This is a genomic window from Planktothrix sp. PCC 11201 (genome assembly GCF_900009135.1).
Classification (GTDB): domain Bacteria; phylum Cyanobacteriota; class Cyanobacteriia; order Cyanobacteriales; family Microcoleaceae; genus Planktothrix.
The window spans coordinates 224,613-240,485 of sequence record NZ_LT797688.1; the positions used below are offsets into that span (position 1 = coordinate 224,613).

Consider the following 15,873-nt stretch of genomic DNA (forward strand, 5'->3'; position numbering starts at 1 on the left):
CTTTGCTTCTCTACCTGGGTCTACCTAATGTTGTAATATAAAGCACGGCTTCATCCGTAGGAATACCCAAAACTTCATTTACCTGATCATCAAAAAATCCCCCAATTCCACTCACGCCTAAACGCAAATAAAAAGCCCCTAAATTTAAGCGTTGTCCGAGATGACCGGCATCTAAGTGTAAATAGCGGTAAACCCGATCCCCATAATTGGCGATCGCTTTTTTCAAATCCGCCGTATGAAATAATACCGCCGCCGCATCCCGTCCTAAATCCTGTTGTAAACACAAATAGTACAACTCCTTGCGAAAATTCTTAAAGCGAATTTGCCTTAATTCTTGGGCTTTGGGAGCATAATAATAACATCCATCCTCTAAACCCGAGACTCCAGAAACTGCAACAAAAGTTTCAATTAAACTCAAATCAAAATAATCTGGAGAACCATCTAACCCTTGATGAATATAATGGTAAGGTTGATAGGTAAAATCTAAAAGGGCTAAAAGTTCATTTAACATGAGTTCAGCCCCATTATAATTGCGGGTAGATCGTCTTTTTAAAATGGTTTTTTCTAAACCTGATAGATTTTTACCCCAATCAATGGAACTCGTCACCGTTGAAATTTTTGTGCAAAATGGGAAATTATATTTATCTTCTAATATTTCGTCGGTTTCTAAAAGTTTCCAACCTTGAGTTCCAGAGGAATCTGTTTCTATTTTTGTCGATTCATGCAAATAATCCAACAGTTTTCCATCGGGAATATTTGGGTAATCGATATTAGTTGCAGAAGGTAAAGCCGTTCTTAAAAGCGGTAAGTTTTCTTCAATTTGCAGTAAATCAGCTAGGGCTAAAACCGCGATCGCTCCTTCAGCATCCGTATCCAAATATAACAATTGATTCAGAATATCATCGGCAAATCCTCCGATTAAATGGGGTCGATAATCATTCATCGCCGCCATTAATTCAATATTACCTAATAAATGACCCGTATCTAAACAAATGCGCCGATAAGCCCGATCTTGATAGCGCCAAGCAGAACGGAAAAAAACCGCCGATGTGACTAATGCTAAATGGGTATTTTCTAATGCTGGATGCCAAAAACAAGCATCTCGTAAATCCGGCCAAACTTGATTTTCCCAAAATTGAACTAAACCATGGGTTTGGGCTTGATAATGATATAAACCCGCAGGTAAAATCGCCGTCCCCCTGGAAATTAAATAAATTTCCGCCGGATACAAACCCCCCGCCGAAGGTGCCGCCCTCAGATAATGGACTCCCGCCATGGTGGGGAGTTTGGCGGTCAAACCATAACTATGCAGCAAAAAATGGGATAAACGCTGCCAAAGTCGGATTTTAGGATCACTAGACGGGGTTTCGTCCGTGTCCCGCAGGTAGGGTTTAAGGTCAAAGACTGTGCCGATTTTATACTCTTTAAAGGGAATGGGCTGTTTTTCCCAGTCCAAGGTCTGACCTTTCAACCCTAGGGTTTCGGGGTCATATTTCGTGCGTTCATGGTAGTGTTGGGCAATGGATTTTGGAGACTCTGACATAAGATTAACCCGATGCAGAAGAATAACGCTTTTCTTTAGTGTAGACTTTTATTTTCAGTTTCTTCCTATTTTCTGAAATTGATTTCTACTTTTGGGAATATTTGGGTGTCTGATACCCAAAATCTAACAGACAATATCAATCTTGATTATAGCGCTTAAATTTGTAACTCCTTGATCACATTTGCGATCGGTGTTAATATGTTATTTAACAGTAATAATTATACTCTAGTCAAAAATATAAGATTTGGTAGAATTAATTTTATAGATTCAGAGAGGTTGAATGGAAATTTTAAGTGCAACTGAGGCTAAAGCTAATTTATTAAATTTGCTTGAACAGGTCAATCAAGATCATTTACCTAGAATGATTACCAGTCAAAATGGGGATGCTATTTTAGTTTCAAAAGAAGACTGGGAAAGTTTGCAAGAAACACTTTATTTACAATCTATTCCGGGTTTTGTGTCCGAAATCAAAAAAGCTGCACAGTCAAATGATTGGGTATCGGAAGAAGAGTTTATGAGGGCGTTAGATGCTGTGGAAGATTGAATTTAGCCGTGATGCTCTTAAAGATGTCAAAAAGTTGAAGTCTGCTAATTTGGAAAACAATGTGAAAAAATTGGTCGAGATATTAAAACAAAACCCCTATACTCCTCCTTATGAAAAGTTATCAGGAGATCTTCAAGGATACTATTCAAGGCGAATTAATATTAAACATCGTCTTGTCTATTCAATTGATGATATAACTAAAACGATTAGAGTTATTTCAGTTTGGTCACATTATGAATGAGATGAATTTCATGGATAAGGGTTTCAAGCTGAGTTCTATAATCGATTATCAATCTTGATTATAGCGTTTAAATCTGTAACTCCTTGATCACATTTGCGATCGGTGTTAGTATTTTATTTAACAGTAATAATTATACTCTAGTCAAAAATAAAGTGATCGTAATTCAAGGGGAGTAAAAAATTTAGAATGTTAAATCCTATTAATTTAATTCCAACCGCAATTCAAGGTTATAACTGGATTCAGATGTGGCATGAAAAACAAGCTAATCCGCCCTATCTTCCTGATAATTCTCTCTTGCTGTTTAAACGATTTAAAGATGCTTATGATACAAAAAATATTATTAAACTTGGTTTTACTATCTCAGATCATTACAAAGGAGATTTATATGGAGTTTCTACAAAACAGGAGTTTATCAGTAGCCAAAAACGAGTCTTTGATAATTTATCTTTAGTATATCCCTGTTTATCGATTAATGTTTATAGTATTATCGAAAATAGTAATGACGTATTTTCTGCAATTATTGATACTCAATCAAAGGCATCGGTTTTAGGCATTCCCCTGACAAATTATGATGCTGCACCTATTCGTTGTGAAATTCGTCCTGAACAGGGGTTATGGGTGATTACTAAGATGTTTATTGAATGGCGATTAATTTCATAATGTAATTTTGTAAGGGTGAGGCGCGCCTCGCCCCTAAAGTTTTTGTCCTCTAATAACAGTCTCCTCAATGTTATGAATCACAGTGCTCTAACGATTAAAATAATTTGATAATTTAGCTTGGAGTTTCTGTCTTTTCAGGTATACAGAGCAAGCTTTTTGACAAAACATACGGAAACGATGACGTTTTTGTTCCGCTTGTAGAAAAGATTCAGGAAATAGAGATCTGATCTCATCATTTGGCATCAGATCCATCACTAAATGTATTCTGGACTCATTGGAATTATTTTTGACTGCATGGGGAAAAGAAAAATCAGCGTAGTAGAAATTACCCGCTTCCCACTTACAGATATCATGGCACATTTTAAAGCTGATCTTGGGGTTAGTAATTATAGGAATATGAAAACGTGCCTCTGTTGCACCCGTCATCTTATCCACAGTTAGCATATTATCATGATGCCAATCAATTATAGCACCAGGTGCTAACGACATGAATCTAATTCTTGTCTTTTGAGTTGGTAAATCATCTAAAAATTTTTTAATATAAGGGCAAAATTCTAAAGCAGGAGTTGGAGCATAGGGTTTATTGGTCATGGATTCATTTCTGGTTTCACCAACTTCACCACCACTGGTAATCAACCCAATAGATTTCCATCCCCCATAAATATTATCGAAATGACCAGTTTCTACAAAGTTTGAATATACATTATGAAAATCAGCCAATAATCTCTTTTGATCTATCTTAATCGGGAGACTAATGTTCAATTCAAGAGAACCTAACTTAGTCGCAATTTCAAAAATTTCAGTCATTTACTATCTCACTTTCTATTAATTAATTACAAATCACACTCAAAAAAATCAGCAATTTTGCAATAAAAAAGGGAATACAAGTCATAGCAAAACCACTAAGACTTTTATTTGATTACCTTCTTTTTAAGGGTAAAATTACCCTGTATCAGCCCTTTCCTGACAGCAAAGTTAAATTCATAGCATTTAATTCGCTTCAAGGTGGTTTTTTGCACCCATAGTTATATCTATTTTATTCTCTGTTTTTGCTCCTGTCAATATTTTAAATTTTGCAATTAATTTTTAAACTTTTCTTAATTTTTTAGAGGTTACTCTCTAATCCTAACCCTCAATCTTAACAAACTTCTGAAACGCTAATTTTGCCGCCCCAATCATTCCCGCTTGATTTCCTAATTCCGCAATTAATATTTCTAACCCCTCCCTGGAACTGAATAATACTCTTTGTTCTAATTCTGCTTTCATCGCAGGCAAAAATAAATCAGCCCCCGCACTAATTCCCCCACCTAAAATTATCGCTTCTGGAGTTAATACATAAATTAAATTCGCTAATCCTATCCCTAATAACTTGCCATATTCTTGCCAATATTCTAGGGCTTTTTCATCCCCTGCTAAGGCTTTTTCCGCTAATTCTGCGGGTTCTAATCCCGTATCCCGGCGAATAGCTTGTACTGAAGTATATTGTTCTAAAGAACCCCGATTTCCACTATTACAAACAGGGCCATCAAAATTAAGACTAATTAATCCTAATTCCGCCGCCGCCCCTTGATGTCCGACAAATAATTCCCCATTTAAAATAATCGCCCCACCTACCCCCGTTCCTAATGTTAATAAAATTAAATTTTGAAACCGTCGCCCCGCCCCTAACCACGCCTCCCCTAACCCCGCACAATTAGCATCATTCGCTAAAATCACAGGTAAACCCGTTTTTTCCTCTAACCAATTAGCTAAGGGAACATCCCGCCATCCGGCCAAATTAATCGCCACTTTGGCAATTTTTCCCGTCCCATCCACCGGCCCAGGAGTTCCCAATCCGATCGCTTGAATACTATTGACATTTTGCCTAATTTGTGCTATAGCCTCAACTATTGCTATTAACACCGCTTCCGGTGTCGCCGGTTGAGGTGTGGGAACCGTTAAGGATTGATAACAAGTTCCATCCGGTGCAAAACAGCCCAATTTTATCGCCGTCCCACCCAAATCGATCCCAATAACTTGCACTGTGTTCACTTCTCGTAGTAAGCCCTTTAGGGCTTTCTCATTAACATTAATAATTGAATAAGCCCTAAAGGGCTTACTACTTAAATATCGGGTTCATCAACCATGCGACGGTCAATACTGGAGTTGAAAACCGGTTCCACCCGAATCGCTTTAATCGCACTCGGACGAACAACCATATATTCTTTAGCATTATTATCTTCTGCCCGTTGTTTGATGGGAACATTGACAAATTCGGTACTATCAAATTTGGGCAGTAAAACTTTGTTGTACCACACCTGAAAGTCTTGCATCGTGGGAAACTTAATTTCTTCTCGATGACCCCCCTCAATCATGATGTGAACCACATATTCATCGGGCGTTCTGGGCATAATGACTCGCAGCTAAAAACAGATTGGCTAAACTGACAGGATGTTAACCATTTGCTCTTAGTCTCTCATCAATTGTCGATAAAGTCTACTGACCCAATCATTACAAAAATTTACCAAAAATCGAAAAAAAAACCGGATTCCCCCTTGACAGGGCCGCGGATTCGCGAGAAGATACTTATAACATAATGGGGTGGTTGCAATTTTAAAATTTTTACAACCACCCCATTATATTTAATTACCAATTAGCATACCACAGCGGCGCATCCGGTGGCAACCCCGAAAATTTAAAATTTTTGTAAAAAAAACAAAACTGGGATTTGTCAAGGTTTAATCAAACAGTTCACAAGAATATAAAGCGATATCCTTAAAATGTTTAGAGACTTAGGAGTAAGTTGTATACTCAATCCCGTTTAATGAAGCTAAACGTCAACTGATATACACAGAATTCATAATGCCGAAACGTACAGACATAAAGAAAATTTTGCTCCTGGGTTCTGGGCCGATTGTGATTGGACAAGCCTGTGAGTTCGACTATTCAGGAACTCAAGCCTGTAAAGCTCTGCGGGAAGAAGGCTATGAAGTGGTGCTAGTCAACTCCAACCCGGCAACAATTATGACTGACCCAGAAACGGCCGAACGCACCTATATTGAGCCTCTAGTTCCCGAAATCGTAGCCAAGGTAATCGAAAAAGAACGTCCCGATGCCCTATTACCGACCATGGGAGGTCAAACCGCCCTCAACTTAGCCGTGGCCTTAGCCCGAAATGGTACCCTAGAGAAATATGGAGTCGAACTAATTGGAGCTAAATTAGAAGCCATTGAAAAAGCCGAAGATCGGCAACTGTTCAAAGAGGCCATGGAAAAAATCGGAGTGGCCTGTTGCCCTTCGGGAATTGCCAATACCATGGGTGAAGCCCTCCAGGTGGGGCATCAAATTGGGAGCTACCCCTTAATTATTCGTCCAGCCTTTACCATGGGGGGAACCGGGGGTGGTATTGCCTATAACCAAGAAGAATTTGAAGAAATTGCTCAATCCGGTTTAGATGCGTCTCCCAATTCTCAAATTTTAATCGAACAATCCTTAATTGGTTGGAAAGAATATGAATTAGAGGTCATGCGGGATCTGGCTGATAACGTGGTGATTATTTGTTCGATTGAAAATATCGATCCCATGGGGGTACATACGGGGGATTCAATTACCGTAGCTCCCGCCCAAACCTTAACCGATAAAGAATATCAAAGATTGCGGGATGCTTCGATTAAAATTATCCGAGAAATTGGGGTAGAAACCGGGGGATCTAATATTCAATTTGCCGTTAATCCGGTGACCGGAGATTTTATCGTGATTGAGATGAATCCTCGGGTGAGTCGGTCTTCGGCCCTAGCTTCCAAAGCCACGGGATTCCCGATCGCTAAATTTGCGGCGAAATTATCCGTGGGATATACCTTAGATGAAATTAAGAACGATATTACTAAGAAAACCCCCGCTTCCTTTGAACCCACAATTGATTATGTGGTAACCAAAATTCCCCGGTTTGCCTTTGAGAAATTCCCCGGTTCAGAACCAGTTTTAACCACCCAAATGAAGTCCGTCGGGGAAGCGATGGCGATCGGTGGCACCTTCTGTGAATCCTTCCAAAAAGCCTTACGATCCTTGGAAACCGGGTTAGCAGGTTGGGGATGCGATCGCTCGGAAAAACTCGACCGTTTAGATCATATTCGCTCCGGTTTGCGCACACCGAATCCAGAACGAATTTTAACCGTTCGGAATGCGATGGTGTTAGGAATGACGGTGGAAGAAATCTATGAATTGACCGGAATTGATCCGTGGTTTTTAGATAAAATGCAGGAAATCTTAGAAACGGAAAAGTTCCTGAAACGCACTTCTTTACCTGAGCTAAAAGCCGATAAACTGTTAGCGGTAAAACGGCAAGGATTTAGCGATCGCCAAATTGCCTTTGCCACCAAAACCACGGAAGATGAAGTCCGAACCTATCGCAAAGGATTAGGGGTAAAACCCGTTTATAAAATGGTGGATACCTGTGCGGCGGAATTTGAATCAACCACACCCTATTATTATTCCACCTATTGGGAAGAAGACGAAATTTTACCCTCAACTAAACCCAAAGTCATGATTTTAGGCGGTGGCCCAAACCGCATTGGACAGGGGATTGAGTTTGATTATTGTTGTTGTCATGCCTCCTATTCTTTACGGGCGGATGGCTATGAAACGATTATGGTTAACTCGAACCCAGAAACCGTTTCCACCGACTATGATACGAGCGATCGCTTATATTTTGAACCGCTCACGAAAGAAGATGTTCTGAATATTATTGAAGCGGAAGAACCCGAAGGAATTATTATTCAATTCGGCGGTCAAACGCCGCTAAAATTAGCATTACCTCTGCAACGAGCTTTAGAAAAACTGCCCCTAAAAACCAAGATTTGGGGCACATCTCCCGACTCGATTGATATTGCCGAAGACCGAGAACGGTTTGAAAAGATTCTGCGGGAATTGAATATTTTGCAGGCTGAAAACGGCATGGCTCGCAGTTTCAAAGAAGCCTTAAAAGTGGCGCGCCGGATTGGATATCCGGTAGTTGTGCGTCCTTCCTATGTGTTAGGGGGACGGGCCATGGAAATCGTCTATTCCGATGAAGAATTGGAACGCTATATGCTGTTTGCGGTTCATGTCGAACCCGATCACCCCATTTTAGTCGATCAGTTCCTACAAAATGCCATAGAAGTTGATGTGGATGCGATCGCCGACCAACAGGGAAACGTGGTGATTGGAGGAATTATGGAACATATCGAACAGGCTGGAATTCACTCGGGAGATTCCGCTTGTTCGATTCCCTACCAAACCCTCTCGGAAGCCGCCATTACCACCATTCGCCGTCAAACCATTGAACTGGCTAAGGCGTTAAATGTGGTGGGGTTAATGAATATTCAGTTTGCGGTGCAGGGGGAAAATGTCTTTATTTTAGAAGCTAATCCCCGGGCGTCTCGAACCGTTCCCTTTGTCTCTAAGGCGATTGGGGTTCCCTTAGCCAAAATTGCTTCCCGGGTAATGTCGGGTAAAAGTTTAATTGAATTAGACTTTACCGAGGAAATCATTCCCACCTACGTTTCGGTCAAAGAAGCCGTCTTACCCTTTGCCAAATTCCCCGGTACGGATGTGCTCTTAGGGCCGGAAATGCGCTCTACGGGGGAAGTGATGGGCATTGATACCGAATTTGGCAAGGCCTTTGCCAAGGCAGAACTGGCCGCCGGACAGGTGTTACCCCTATCGGGGACGGTGTTTATTTCGGTGAATGAACGGGATAAACAGGCCATTGTCCCCGTGGTTCGGGATTTCTTGGCTTTAGGGTTTAAAGTTACCGCGACGATTGGGACTCGCAAAGTGCTTTGGGAAAATGACGTGAAAGTGGAGATGGAGTTGAAACTGCACGAAGGACGGCCGAATATTTTGGATGCTATCAAAAACCAGGCGGTGCAGTTGGCCATTATTACTCCTTCTGGGGAGGAGTCCCGCAGCGATGGGATTCTGATCCGTCGTTCGGCTTTGGCCTACAAAATCCCGATTATTACAACGATTGCGGGGGCTAAGGCAACGGTGGCGGCGATTCGTTCCTTAAAGTCTACTCCCCTGGAAGTGAAAGCGATTCAGGATTATTACGTCTAACCCCAATTAGTCCCCCCTCTCCTCACAGTCGAGGGGTTGGGGGAGAGGTCACACAGTTTTTCCTAGAGAATGAAACAGAGTCCTGCTGGTTAGGGGAGAACTGGGTTTAAATCCCCTTTGGTAAGGCTAGGGCTGTTTCATTCTGTTTAAAAATTGATTCTTTTTGATAACAATATAAAATCCTATGCAACAGCAACAAAATATTTAAGATGACGTAATTCCATGAACACAAAAAAATTCGTATATTTTATAATTATACCTCTATACTTTTTAAGCATATATATCTCAAAAAAAATCGATACAAGCATGATATATTACCTAAATTACCAATCACATCAGGAGATGCTGGTCGGTAACCATTGTAAGTCCTGTTAATTCTGGATATTTTGTATTTTAGGTTACAATTTACCATGCCAAATTCCTCTAATATCCAAATCTTGAATAGGAAATTGCCCATCCCCATATATTCATCGAAGCGCAGTCAATTGTTGTTGATTTTTCAGCAATTTGACCTACTGCTCAATGTTTAAATTTAACCAATTTATGGTTATAGATAGGGTCAAGAAAACAGCCTATTATTTGGGCAAATTTTTAAGTAAAATTACTAAATACTCATAGTGAAAAAAAATTTCGGTAGACGCAAATTCTTAGTTTATGGTTCGGCAGCCTTTGGCAGTACCCTGTTCCTGAAAGGGTGTGCCAACTCTGCTAACAATAATACCACGAGTTCAACCCCAACCTCAACCGCAACCCCAACCTCAACCCCCAGCGGTGGTGGCGATACAATTAAGGTGGGAATTCTTCACTCCTTAAGTGGAACGATGGCAATTAGTGAAACTACCGTTGTGGAAGCCGAAAAGTTGGCAATTAAAGAAATTAACGCCAATGGTGGGGTGCTTGGTAAACAAATTGAAGCCGTAGTTGAAGATGGTGCTTCTGACTGGCCGACTTTTGCCGAAAAAGCTCAAAAATTAATCGACCAAGATAAAGTTGTTACTGTTTTTGGTTGCTGGACATCTGCCAGTCGGAAGGCGGTAAAAGATGTATTTGAATCCAGAAATCATATGTTATGGTATCCGGTTCAATACGAAGGTCAAGAATGTTCTAAAAACATTTTTTATACCGGAGCCGCCCCGAATCAACAAATTGAACCCGCCGTACAATGGTTATTTGATAATAAAGGTAAGGAATTTTTCTTAGTAGGCTCGGACTATGTTTTTCCCCGCACAGCTAACAATATTATTAAGGAACAATTAAAAGCTATTGGTGGCACAACCGTAGGGGAAGATTATTTACCTCTAGGGAATACGGAAGTTACCCCAATTATTACTAAAATTAAACAGGCATTACCCAATGGCGGTGTGATTTTTAATAGTTTGAATGGAGATAGTAATGTAGCCTTCTTCAAACAGTTACAGGGGGCGGGAATGACCCCGGAAAAATATCCGGTGATGTCGGTCAGTATTGGGGAAGAAGAAGTCCGACAAATTGGGAAGGACTTCCTTTTGGGTCACTATGCCGCTTGGAACTATTTCCAAACCGTTGACACTCCCACTAATAAGAAATGGGTCGAAGCGTTTAAAGCTGAATATGGGCCAGACCGGGTAACAAATGACCCGATGGAAGCCGCTTATTTGATGGTCTATTTGTGGAAACAGGCCGTAGAAAAAGCCGGAACTGCTGATGATTTAGAGAAGGTTAGATTGGCAGCTATCGGTCAAAGTTTCGATGCTCCTGAGGGCAAAGTGACGATGTTCCCCAACCATCATATTTCTAAAACCGTGCGGATGGGACAGGTACGGGATGATGGATTATTTAATATTGTTTGGGCAACGGAAGGCCCAGTTGATCCGATTCCCTGGAACCAATTTGTTCCGGCGACCAAGGGCTTTGGTTGTGACTGGACTGATCCCAAGAAAGGGGAAAAATACAAAATGGGAACGACATAATTAATCAATTTTAATCCCCAAATTATATCCCCCTAGCTCCCAGTTTTAAGGGGGATTAGAGTTAAAGAGACAGTGAATTCTTTTCCTCCGGTTTTCCCTATTCCCTGTTCCCTGCTACAATTTGGAGTTTTTCCTAAAAATGCAAGATTTATTAACTGCCATCTTTAATGGAATTAGCATTGGTTCGGTGCTGTTAATGGCAGCATTAGGACTAGCAATTGTCTTTGGACTTATGGGTGTGATTAACCTCGCCCATGGGGAACTAATTATGTTAGGAGCCTATACAACCTTTGTGGTTCAAAATATCTTCAGACCCCTAGGAGAACCGCTGTTTAGCACCTACATTATTTTTGCCATTCCCATTGCTTTTATCGTCACAGCCCTGGCGGGATTAGCCTTAGAAAGAGGGGTGATTAGATTTCTGTATGGAAGACCCTTAGAAACCTTATTAGCAACTTGGGGTGTGAGTTTGATTTTGCAACAACTGGTTCGCAGTGTGAGTACCACCTTTGTGATCGGAATTGTTATATTTTGCCTGCTATTTTTTGGCGGATTATGGGTACTACGTCGTCGTCCCAATTGGGATAACATTCAACGGTGGGCAGTTTCGGTTTTGTTCCTATTATCATCAGGAATAGGTCTGACCATCGGATTAATAATTGGGCAGAGTCAAAAAGCCCTATCAAAACCTTGGTTTAGTGCCAGAAATGTCGATGTTAGCACCCCACCTTGGTTGCGAGGGGGATTAGAATTAGGCTCTGTTCAGATTCCTTATGCCCGGGTTTTTATTATTGTTCTAACCATACTTTGCTTAATCGGAATTTATTGGTTTTTCAATAAGTCTAATTGGGGATTAAGGATTCGTTCAGTTACCCAAAATCGCACCATGAGTGCCTGTTTAGGGATTCCGACTGATACCGTTGATGCCCTAACCTTTGCCATCGGTTCAGGACTTGCCGGAATTGCCGGATGTGCGATTACATTATTAGGTTCGGTCGGCCCCAATACTGGACAAAATTATATCGTGGATACCTTTATGGTGGTGGTGGTGGGAGGGGTAGGAAATCTCCTCGGGACTGTGATTGCTTCCTTTGCCATTGGTGTTACCAGTTATTTAATCGGTTCAGGAACTCTGGCTCTATTATTAACCAACATGAACGCCGCGCCTTTCTTTGTTAACTTTTTCAACTTTTTTGCCACAACCAGTATGGCAAAAGTATTAGTTTTCGTATTAATTATTGCCTTTTTACAAGTTAAACCATCAGGAATCTTTCCACAGAAAGGGAGAACAGCCGAACTATGAACAATGATATTATTCTACCTCAAACCAAGAAGCAGAAACATCAAAAGAAGCTGATTGAAGGGGCAATAATTATGGGACTTGGCTTGTTTTTTGCCATAATTATGCCCTTAATCTTACCCACCTTTCGGTTACAATTATTGGGTCGATTTCTCGCCTTAGCGATCGCAGCATTAGGAATTGATTTAATCTGGGGATATACAGGATTATTGAGTTTAGGACATGGGATCTTTTTTGCATTAGGGGGTTATGCCCTAGCCATGTACCTAAAATTGCAACTTCCCTCGGGAGAAATCCCCGATTTTTTTACTCTCTACGGAGTCAATGATTTACCCTGGTTATGGAAACCCTTTTATTCCTTCCCTTTCACTCTATTTGCAGTAATTATTATTCCGGGGATTGTTGCCGGATTATTAGGCTATTTAGTCTTTAGAAATCGAATTAAAGGGGTTTATTTTTCAATTATTACCCAAGCCGCGTTAATCGTTTTCTTTAACTTCTTTAATGGGCAGCAACAACTAATTAATGGAACCAACGGGTTAAAAACAGAAACCGATAAAATCTTTGGATTTGTTGTCGGTTCTGCCCCGGTTCAGTTGGCGTTTTATGAGATCACAATTCTGTTTTTAATTGCTACCTATTTACTCTGTCGTTGGTTAACCAGTGGAAGGTTTGGTAATTTATTAATTGCGATTCGAGATGATGAATTTCGGTTGAGATTCTCCGGTTATAATCCCACTTGGTTTAAGGTTTTAGTCTTTTCAATTTCGGGAGCATTTGCCGGAATTGCAGGGGCTTTGTACACTGTCCAAACTGGAATTATTACGCCTAATGCCATGGATGTTGCCTTTTCCATTGAAATGGTGATTTGGGTAGCCGTGGGAGGGCGAGGAAGTCTAATTGGGGCAATTTTAGGAACCATATTAGTGCGGTTAGGAAAAACCGTATTAAGTGAACAATTCCCCGAAGTTTGGCTATTTTTTCAAGGGGCATTATTCTTAATTGTTGTTACCATATTACCCGATGGCATTGTGGGATGGGTCAGAAACTTTAGTTTTGATCAAGTTCGTGCCTTATTCGGATTTCCTAAACCCGTGGAGACCTATCCCCGTTTAGAAGAAGACCCAGAAATTAAGTTAGAAAGAGAAGAACTTGAACGGAAAATAACCAAAGATTAAAACCATGAGTGCTAAAATTTTAGAAATTAATGATGTTACCGTCAGTTTTGATGGATTTAAAGCCCTCAATCACTTAACATTTAGTATGGATGTGGGGGAATTGCGAGTCATTATTGGCCCAAATGGAGCGGGCAAAACCACGTTTTTAGATGTAATTACGGGCAAAGTTCAACCCACGAGCGGACAGGTATTTTTTAAAGGGCGTAATTTAACCAAAATGCCCGAATATCAAATTGCTTGTTTTGGAGTTGGGCGAAAATTTCAAACCCCGAGAATTTATCTGAATTTAACCGTTAGAGATAATTTAGATTTGGCTTGTAACCGCAATAAAAATGTTTTTCCGACCTTATTTCAACGGACTACAGGGGCAGAAATTAGAAACGTTGCGGGACTTTTAGATACCATTGGGTTAATTGCTAAAGCAGATTTTCCGGCGGCGTTACTCTCCCACGGGGAAAAACAACGGTTAGAAATTGGGATGTTAGTCGCCCAATCTCCCGATTTATTATTAGTAGATGAACCGGTTGCCGGACTCACGGATGAAGAAACAGAAAATGTGGGAAATTTGCTGTTAGCATTAGCAGAAAGTCACTCGATTATTGTGATTGAACATGATATGGAATTTGTCCGACAAATTGCCAGAACAGTAACGGTTTTACATCAAGGTTCGGTATTGTGTCAAGGGGATATGGATGAAGTGCAAAATGATCCTCGGGTGATTGAGGTTTATTTGGGAAAACAAGAGGAGGAGTAATCAACTGCACTGCATTGAAACGCTATATTTTAGGGAGCCCGGATGTTCCCACTACTGGGAATTGGCAATTTTCTGATCACAAAAAGTTAAGTGACTATATAGAATGCCGCTTAGAGAGTTTCAACTTTAAATTTTTTAATCACCCAATTTAAGCCATAGCCTGCGAACAAGCATATAATTGGCATGATTGGGTGTCGATATCGACTGCTTACTCCTTCTGGGCCTCCAGTAATAGCAATTAAATAAGCTCCTAAACTTAAAATTATTATTATGGGGATTTTATTTAGGAGTTGATTTGAAAATATTCCGATGAGTGCCAAAATTAAATAAGGAATCATAATCAATTCTAAGATTATCCAAATTAAGGTAATAGAGAAAGGCATTTTGTTAATATAAGCGTTAACTAATCCTAACCATCCCCCTTGATAAAATTCGGTAATGCTCATCGGAAACAATGAGAGATCATATTTAATCTTAAATAGTTTTAACCAGGGCCAAGGAGCTAAGTCTACTAAAAGGTTAACCGTGCCATTCAACCTAAGATTGAGGTACATTAAAGGATTATCTTTAATAACTTTGACCCCTTTTTCTCGCATATATTGATATAATTTTGCTTTATTTTTAGTTTCTTCTACTGTTAATTCATTATCTAAATTATTGCGAAGTTGCTCCACAACTTGATTAAAAGATAATTGTTTTTTTGCTGTTAATATAGCTCCAGCGTGCCAGTAATATAAGTTCACTTCAGTGACAGCCGATATTCCAGAATATCCTGTTTGGGTTTTATTTCTGACTTGCCAAAGATAAACAGGGGTAAGGGAGAAAATCAAAAATAAGATGATATAGACTAAAATAACTTTTTTCTTAATTTGAGTTGGTTTTAATTGCAAAAAAACAAGTAAAATTGGAACAAGAATGACTAAATAATAAGCTATTGGTCTAACATAAATTGCTGCTGATAAACATAATCCAGCAATCGGCAAAAGTTTGATTAACTTGTAGTCATTATCAATAGATTTAATTAATAAATATATAAATAAAGTATACAAAGCTGTGAATAAAGTTTCACTTAAAAGCAGAGAAGTATATAAAATTGATAATGGTTCTAAGGCATATAACAAAGCGCATAATTTAGCGATTTTTTGATTGAAACAAATGACTCCTATTTGAAATACTAAATATACAGTAAATGTGCTCAGAACGGTTTGTAGAAAAATAGTAATGATTTCAACCTGATTCAAAATCAACCCTGGAATTAAGAAAATAGGATAACCTGGAGTTCTGAAAATATTGGGGGTTCCATCAGCATCTAAAAATCTTCCAGTTTGAATCAGCGATGTAGCTGGTTGAAGAAAAGAAGGTGTATCTCCTACATGAAAAATTTGATAAGTTTGTGTGAATTGTAACGCTAATAAAGGTAACGCTAGTCTAAGTAACACAGAAAAAATCAGAATATTGATTAGATTAAAATTAATATTTTTTTTGAACATTGTTAAATCAATAAATTTTCAAAAAATGCAAATCTATTATCCCTGTTTTATTATTTTAAAACGCATAAAAAAAGTAGTATTTAGTATTAACTTTAAAAATAATTATTAAGCGGAAAGTATTAACAAAAGTAATTTGGAG

At 39.6% G+C, this 15,873-nt stretch carries 13 protein-coding genes; 8 read left to right on the forward strand and 5 right to left on the reverse strand.

Features of this window, described 5'->3' with window-relative positions; genetic code table 11:
- Positions 1–10 precede the first annotated feature (10 nt).
- Complete coding sequence (locus tag PL11201_RS01885; RefSeq protein WP_079676959.1) at positions 11–1,543, reverse strand: SagB/ThcOx family dehydrogenase; 1,533 nt, start codon at positions 1,541–1,543, stop codon at positions 11–13.
- Between the two features lie 280 nt (positions 1,544–1,823).
- Here PL11201_RS01885 and PL11201_RS01890 point away from each other — a divergent pair, with 280 nt between their 5' ends.
- The 3 genes from PL11201_RS01890 to PL11201_RS01900 all read left to right on the forward strand — a co-directional run bounded on the left by PL11201_RS01890 (position 1,824) and on the right by PL11201_RS01900 (position 2,988).
- Entirely contained in the window at positions 1,824–2,087 is a 264-nt protein-coding gene (locus tag PL11201_RS01890) for a type II toxin-antitoxin system Phd/YefM family antitoxin (protein ID WP_079676960.1), read from the forward strand.
- Entirely contained in the window at positions 2,071–2,328 is a 258-nt protein-coding gene (locus PL11201_RS01895) for a Txe/YoeB family addiction module toxin (protein WP_079676961.1), read from the forward strand. The genes PL11201_RS01890 and PL11201_RS01895 overlap by 17 nt, the downstream gene beginning before the upstream one ends.
- A 186-nt stretch (positions 2,329–2,514) precedes the next feature.
- Positions 2,515–2,988 (forward strand): hypothetical protein, encoded by a 474-nt coding sequence (locus PL11201_RS01900; protein WP_079676962.1) that lies wholly within the window; start codon positions 2,515–2,517, stop codon positions 2,986–2,988.
- Positions 2,989–3,075: 87 nt separating this feature from the next.
- On the opposite strand, the gene PL11201_RS01905 is transcribed toward PL11201_RS01900, so the two are convergent.
- The 3 genes from PL11201_RS01905 to PL11201_RS01915 all read right to left on the reverse strand — a co-directional run bounded on the left by PL11201_RS01905 (position 3,076) and on the right by PL11201_RS01915 (position 5,378).
- Positions 3,076–3,795 carry an aspartyl/asparaginyl beta-hydroxylase domain-containing protein gene (locus tag PL11201_RS01905; protein WP_079676963.1) on the reverse strand — a complete coding sequence of 240 codons (720 nt, stop codon included), beginning with the start codon at positions 3,793–3,795 and terminating at the stop codon, positions 3,076–3,078.
- A 318-nt stretch (positions 3,796–4,113) separates the two neighbouring features.
- Positions 4,114–5,019 carry an ROK family protein gene (locus tag PL11201_RS01910; protein WP_079676964.1) on the reverse strand — a complete coding sequence of 302 codons (906 nt, stop codon included), beginning with the start codon at positions 5,017–5,019 and terminating at the stop codon, positions 4,114–4,116.
- A 71-nt stretch (positions 5,020–5,090) separates the two neighbouring features.
- Entirely contained in the window at positions 5,091–5,378 is a 288-nt protein-coding gene (locus PL11201_RS01915; RefSeq protein WP_026797985.1) for a hypothetical protein, read from the reverse strand.
- Between the two features lie 451 nt (positions 5,379–5,829).
- Between PL11201_RS01915 and carB the strand changes: the two genes are divergently transcribed.
- From carB to urtD, 5 genes are all read left to right on the forward strand, one after another.
- Positions 5,830–9,063 (forward strand): carbamoyl-phosphate synthase large subunit, encoded by a 3,234-nt coding sequence (gene carB, locus PL11201_RS01920; protein WP_079676965.1) that lies wholly within the window; start codon positions 5,830–5,832, stop codon positions 9,061–9,063.
- 614 nt (positions 9,064–9,677) lie between these two features.
- Entirely contained in the window at positions 9,678–11,012 is a 1,335-nt protein-coding gene (gene urtA, locus PL11201_RS01925; protein ID WP_200816696.1) for an urea ABC transporter substrate-binding protein, read from the forward strand.
- Positions 11,013–11,151: 139 nt separating this feature from the next.
- A complete protein-coding gene (locus PL11201_RS01930) occupies positions 11,152–12,315 on the forward strand; it encodes an ABC transporter permease subunit (protein ID WP_079676967.1) in 1,164 nt (387 codons plus the stop codon).
- Complete coding sequence (gene urtC / locus PL11201_RS01935; protein WP_079676968.1) at positions 12,312–13,490, forward strand: urea ABC transporter permease subunit UrtC; 1,179 nt, start codon at positions 12,312–12,314, stop codon at positions 13,488–13,490. The genes PL11201_RS01930 and urtC overlap by 4 nt, the downstream gene beginning before the upstream one ends.
- Before the next feature lie 4 nt (positions 13,491–13,494).
- Complete coding sequence (gene urtD, locus PL11201_RS01940; RefSeq protein WP_079676969.1) at positions 13,495–14,244, forward strand: urea ABC transporter ATP-binding protein UrtD; 750 nt, start codon at positions 13,495–13,497, stop codon at positions 14,242–14,244.
- 110 nt (positions 14,245–14,354) lie between these two features.
- Here the strand turns inward: urtD and PL11201_RS01945 are convergent, their stop codons facing one another.
- On the reverse strand, positions 14,355–15,734 hold the full coding sequence (locus PL11201_RS01945) for an ArnT family glycosyltransferase (RefSeq protein WP_079676970.1): 1,380 nt from the start codon (positions 15,732–15,734) through the stop codon (positions 14,355–14,357).
- Between the last annotated feature and the right edge of the window lie 139 nt (positions 15,735–15,873).

Coding starts and splice junctions, on each gene's coding strand:
- PL11201_RS01930 (WP_079676967.1), top strand. CDS start 11,152: ATGCAAGATTTATTAACTGCCATCTTTAATGGAATTAGCATTGGTTCG.
- urtD (WP_079676969.1), top strand. CDS start 13,495: ATGAGTGCTAAAATTTTAGAAATTAATGATGTTACCGTCAGTTTTGAT.
- PL11201_RS01945 (WP_079676970.1), bottom strand. CDS start 15,734: ATGTTCAAAAAAAATATTAATTTTAATCTAATCAATATTCTGATTTTT.
- PL11201_RS01890 (WP_079676960.1), top strand. CDS start 1,824: ATGGAAATTTTAAGTGCAACTGAGGCTAAAGCTAATTTATTAAATTTG.
- PL11201_RS01885 (WP_079676959.1), bottom strand. CDS start 1,543: ATGTCAGAGTCTCCAAAATCCATTGCCCAACACTACCATGAACGCACG.
- PL11201_RS01915 (WP_026797985.1), bottom strand. CDS start 5,378: ATGCCCAGAACGCCCGATGAATATGTGGTTCACATCATGATTGAGGGG.
- urtC (WP_079676968.1), top strand. CDS start 12,312: ATGAACAATGATATTATTCTACCTCAAACCAAGAAGCAGAAACATCAA.
- PL11201_RS01900 (WP_079676962.1), top strand. CDS start 2,515: ATGTTAAATCCTATTAATTTAATTCCAACCGCAATTCAAGGTTATAAC.
- PL11201_RS01905 (WP_079676963.1), bottom strand. CDS start 3,795: ATGACTGAAATTTTTGAAATTGCGACTAAGTTAGGTTCTCTTGAATTG.
- carB (WP_079676965.1), top strand. CDS start 5,830: ATGCCGAAACGTACAGACATAAAGAAAATTTTGCTCCTGGGTTCTGGG.
- PL11201_RS01895 (WP_079676961.1), top strand. CDS start 2,071: ATGCTGTGGAAGATTGAATTTAGCCGTGATGCTCTTAAAGATGTCAAA.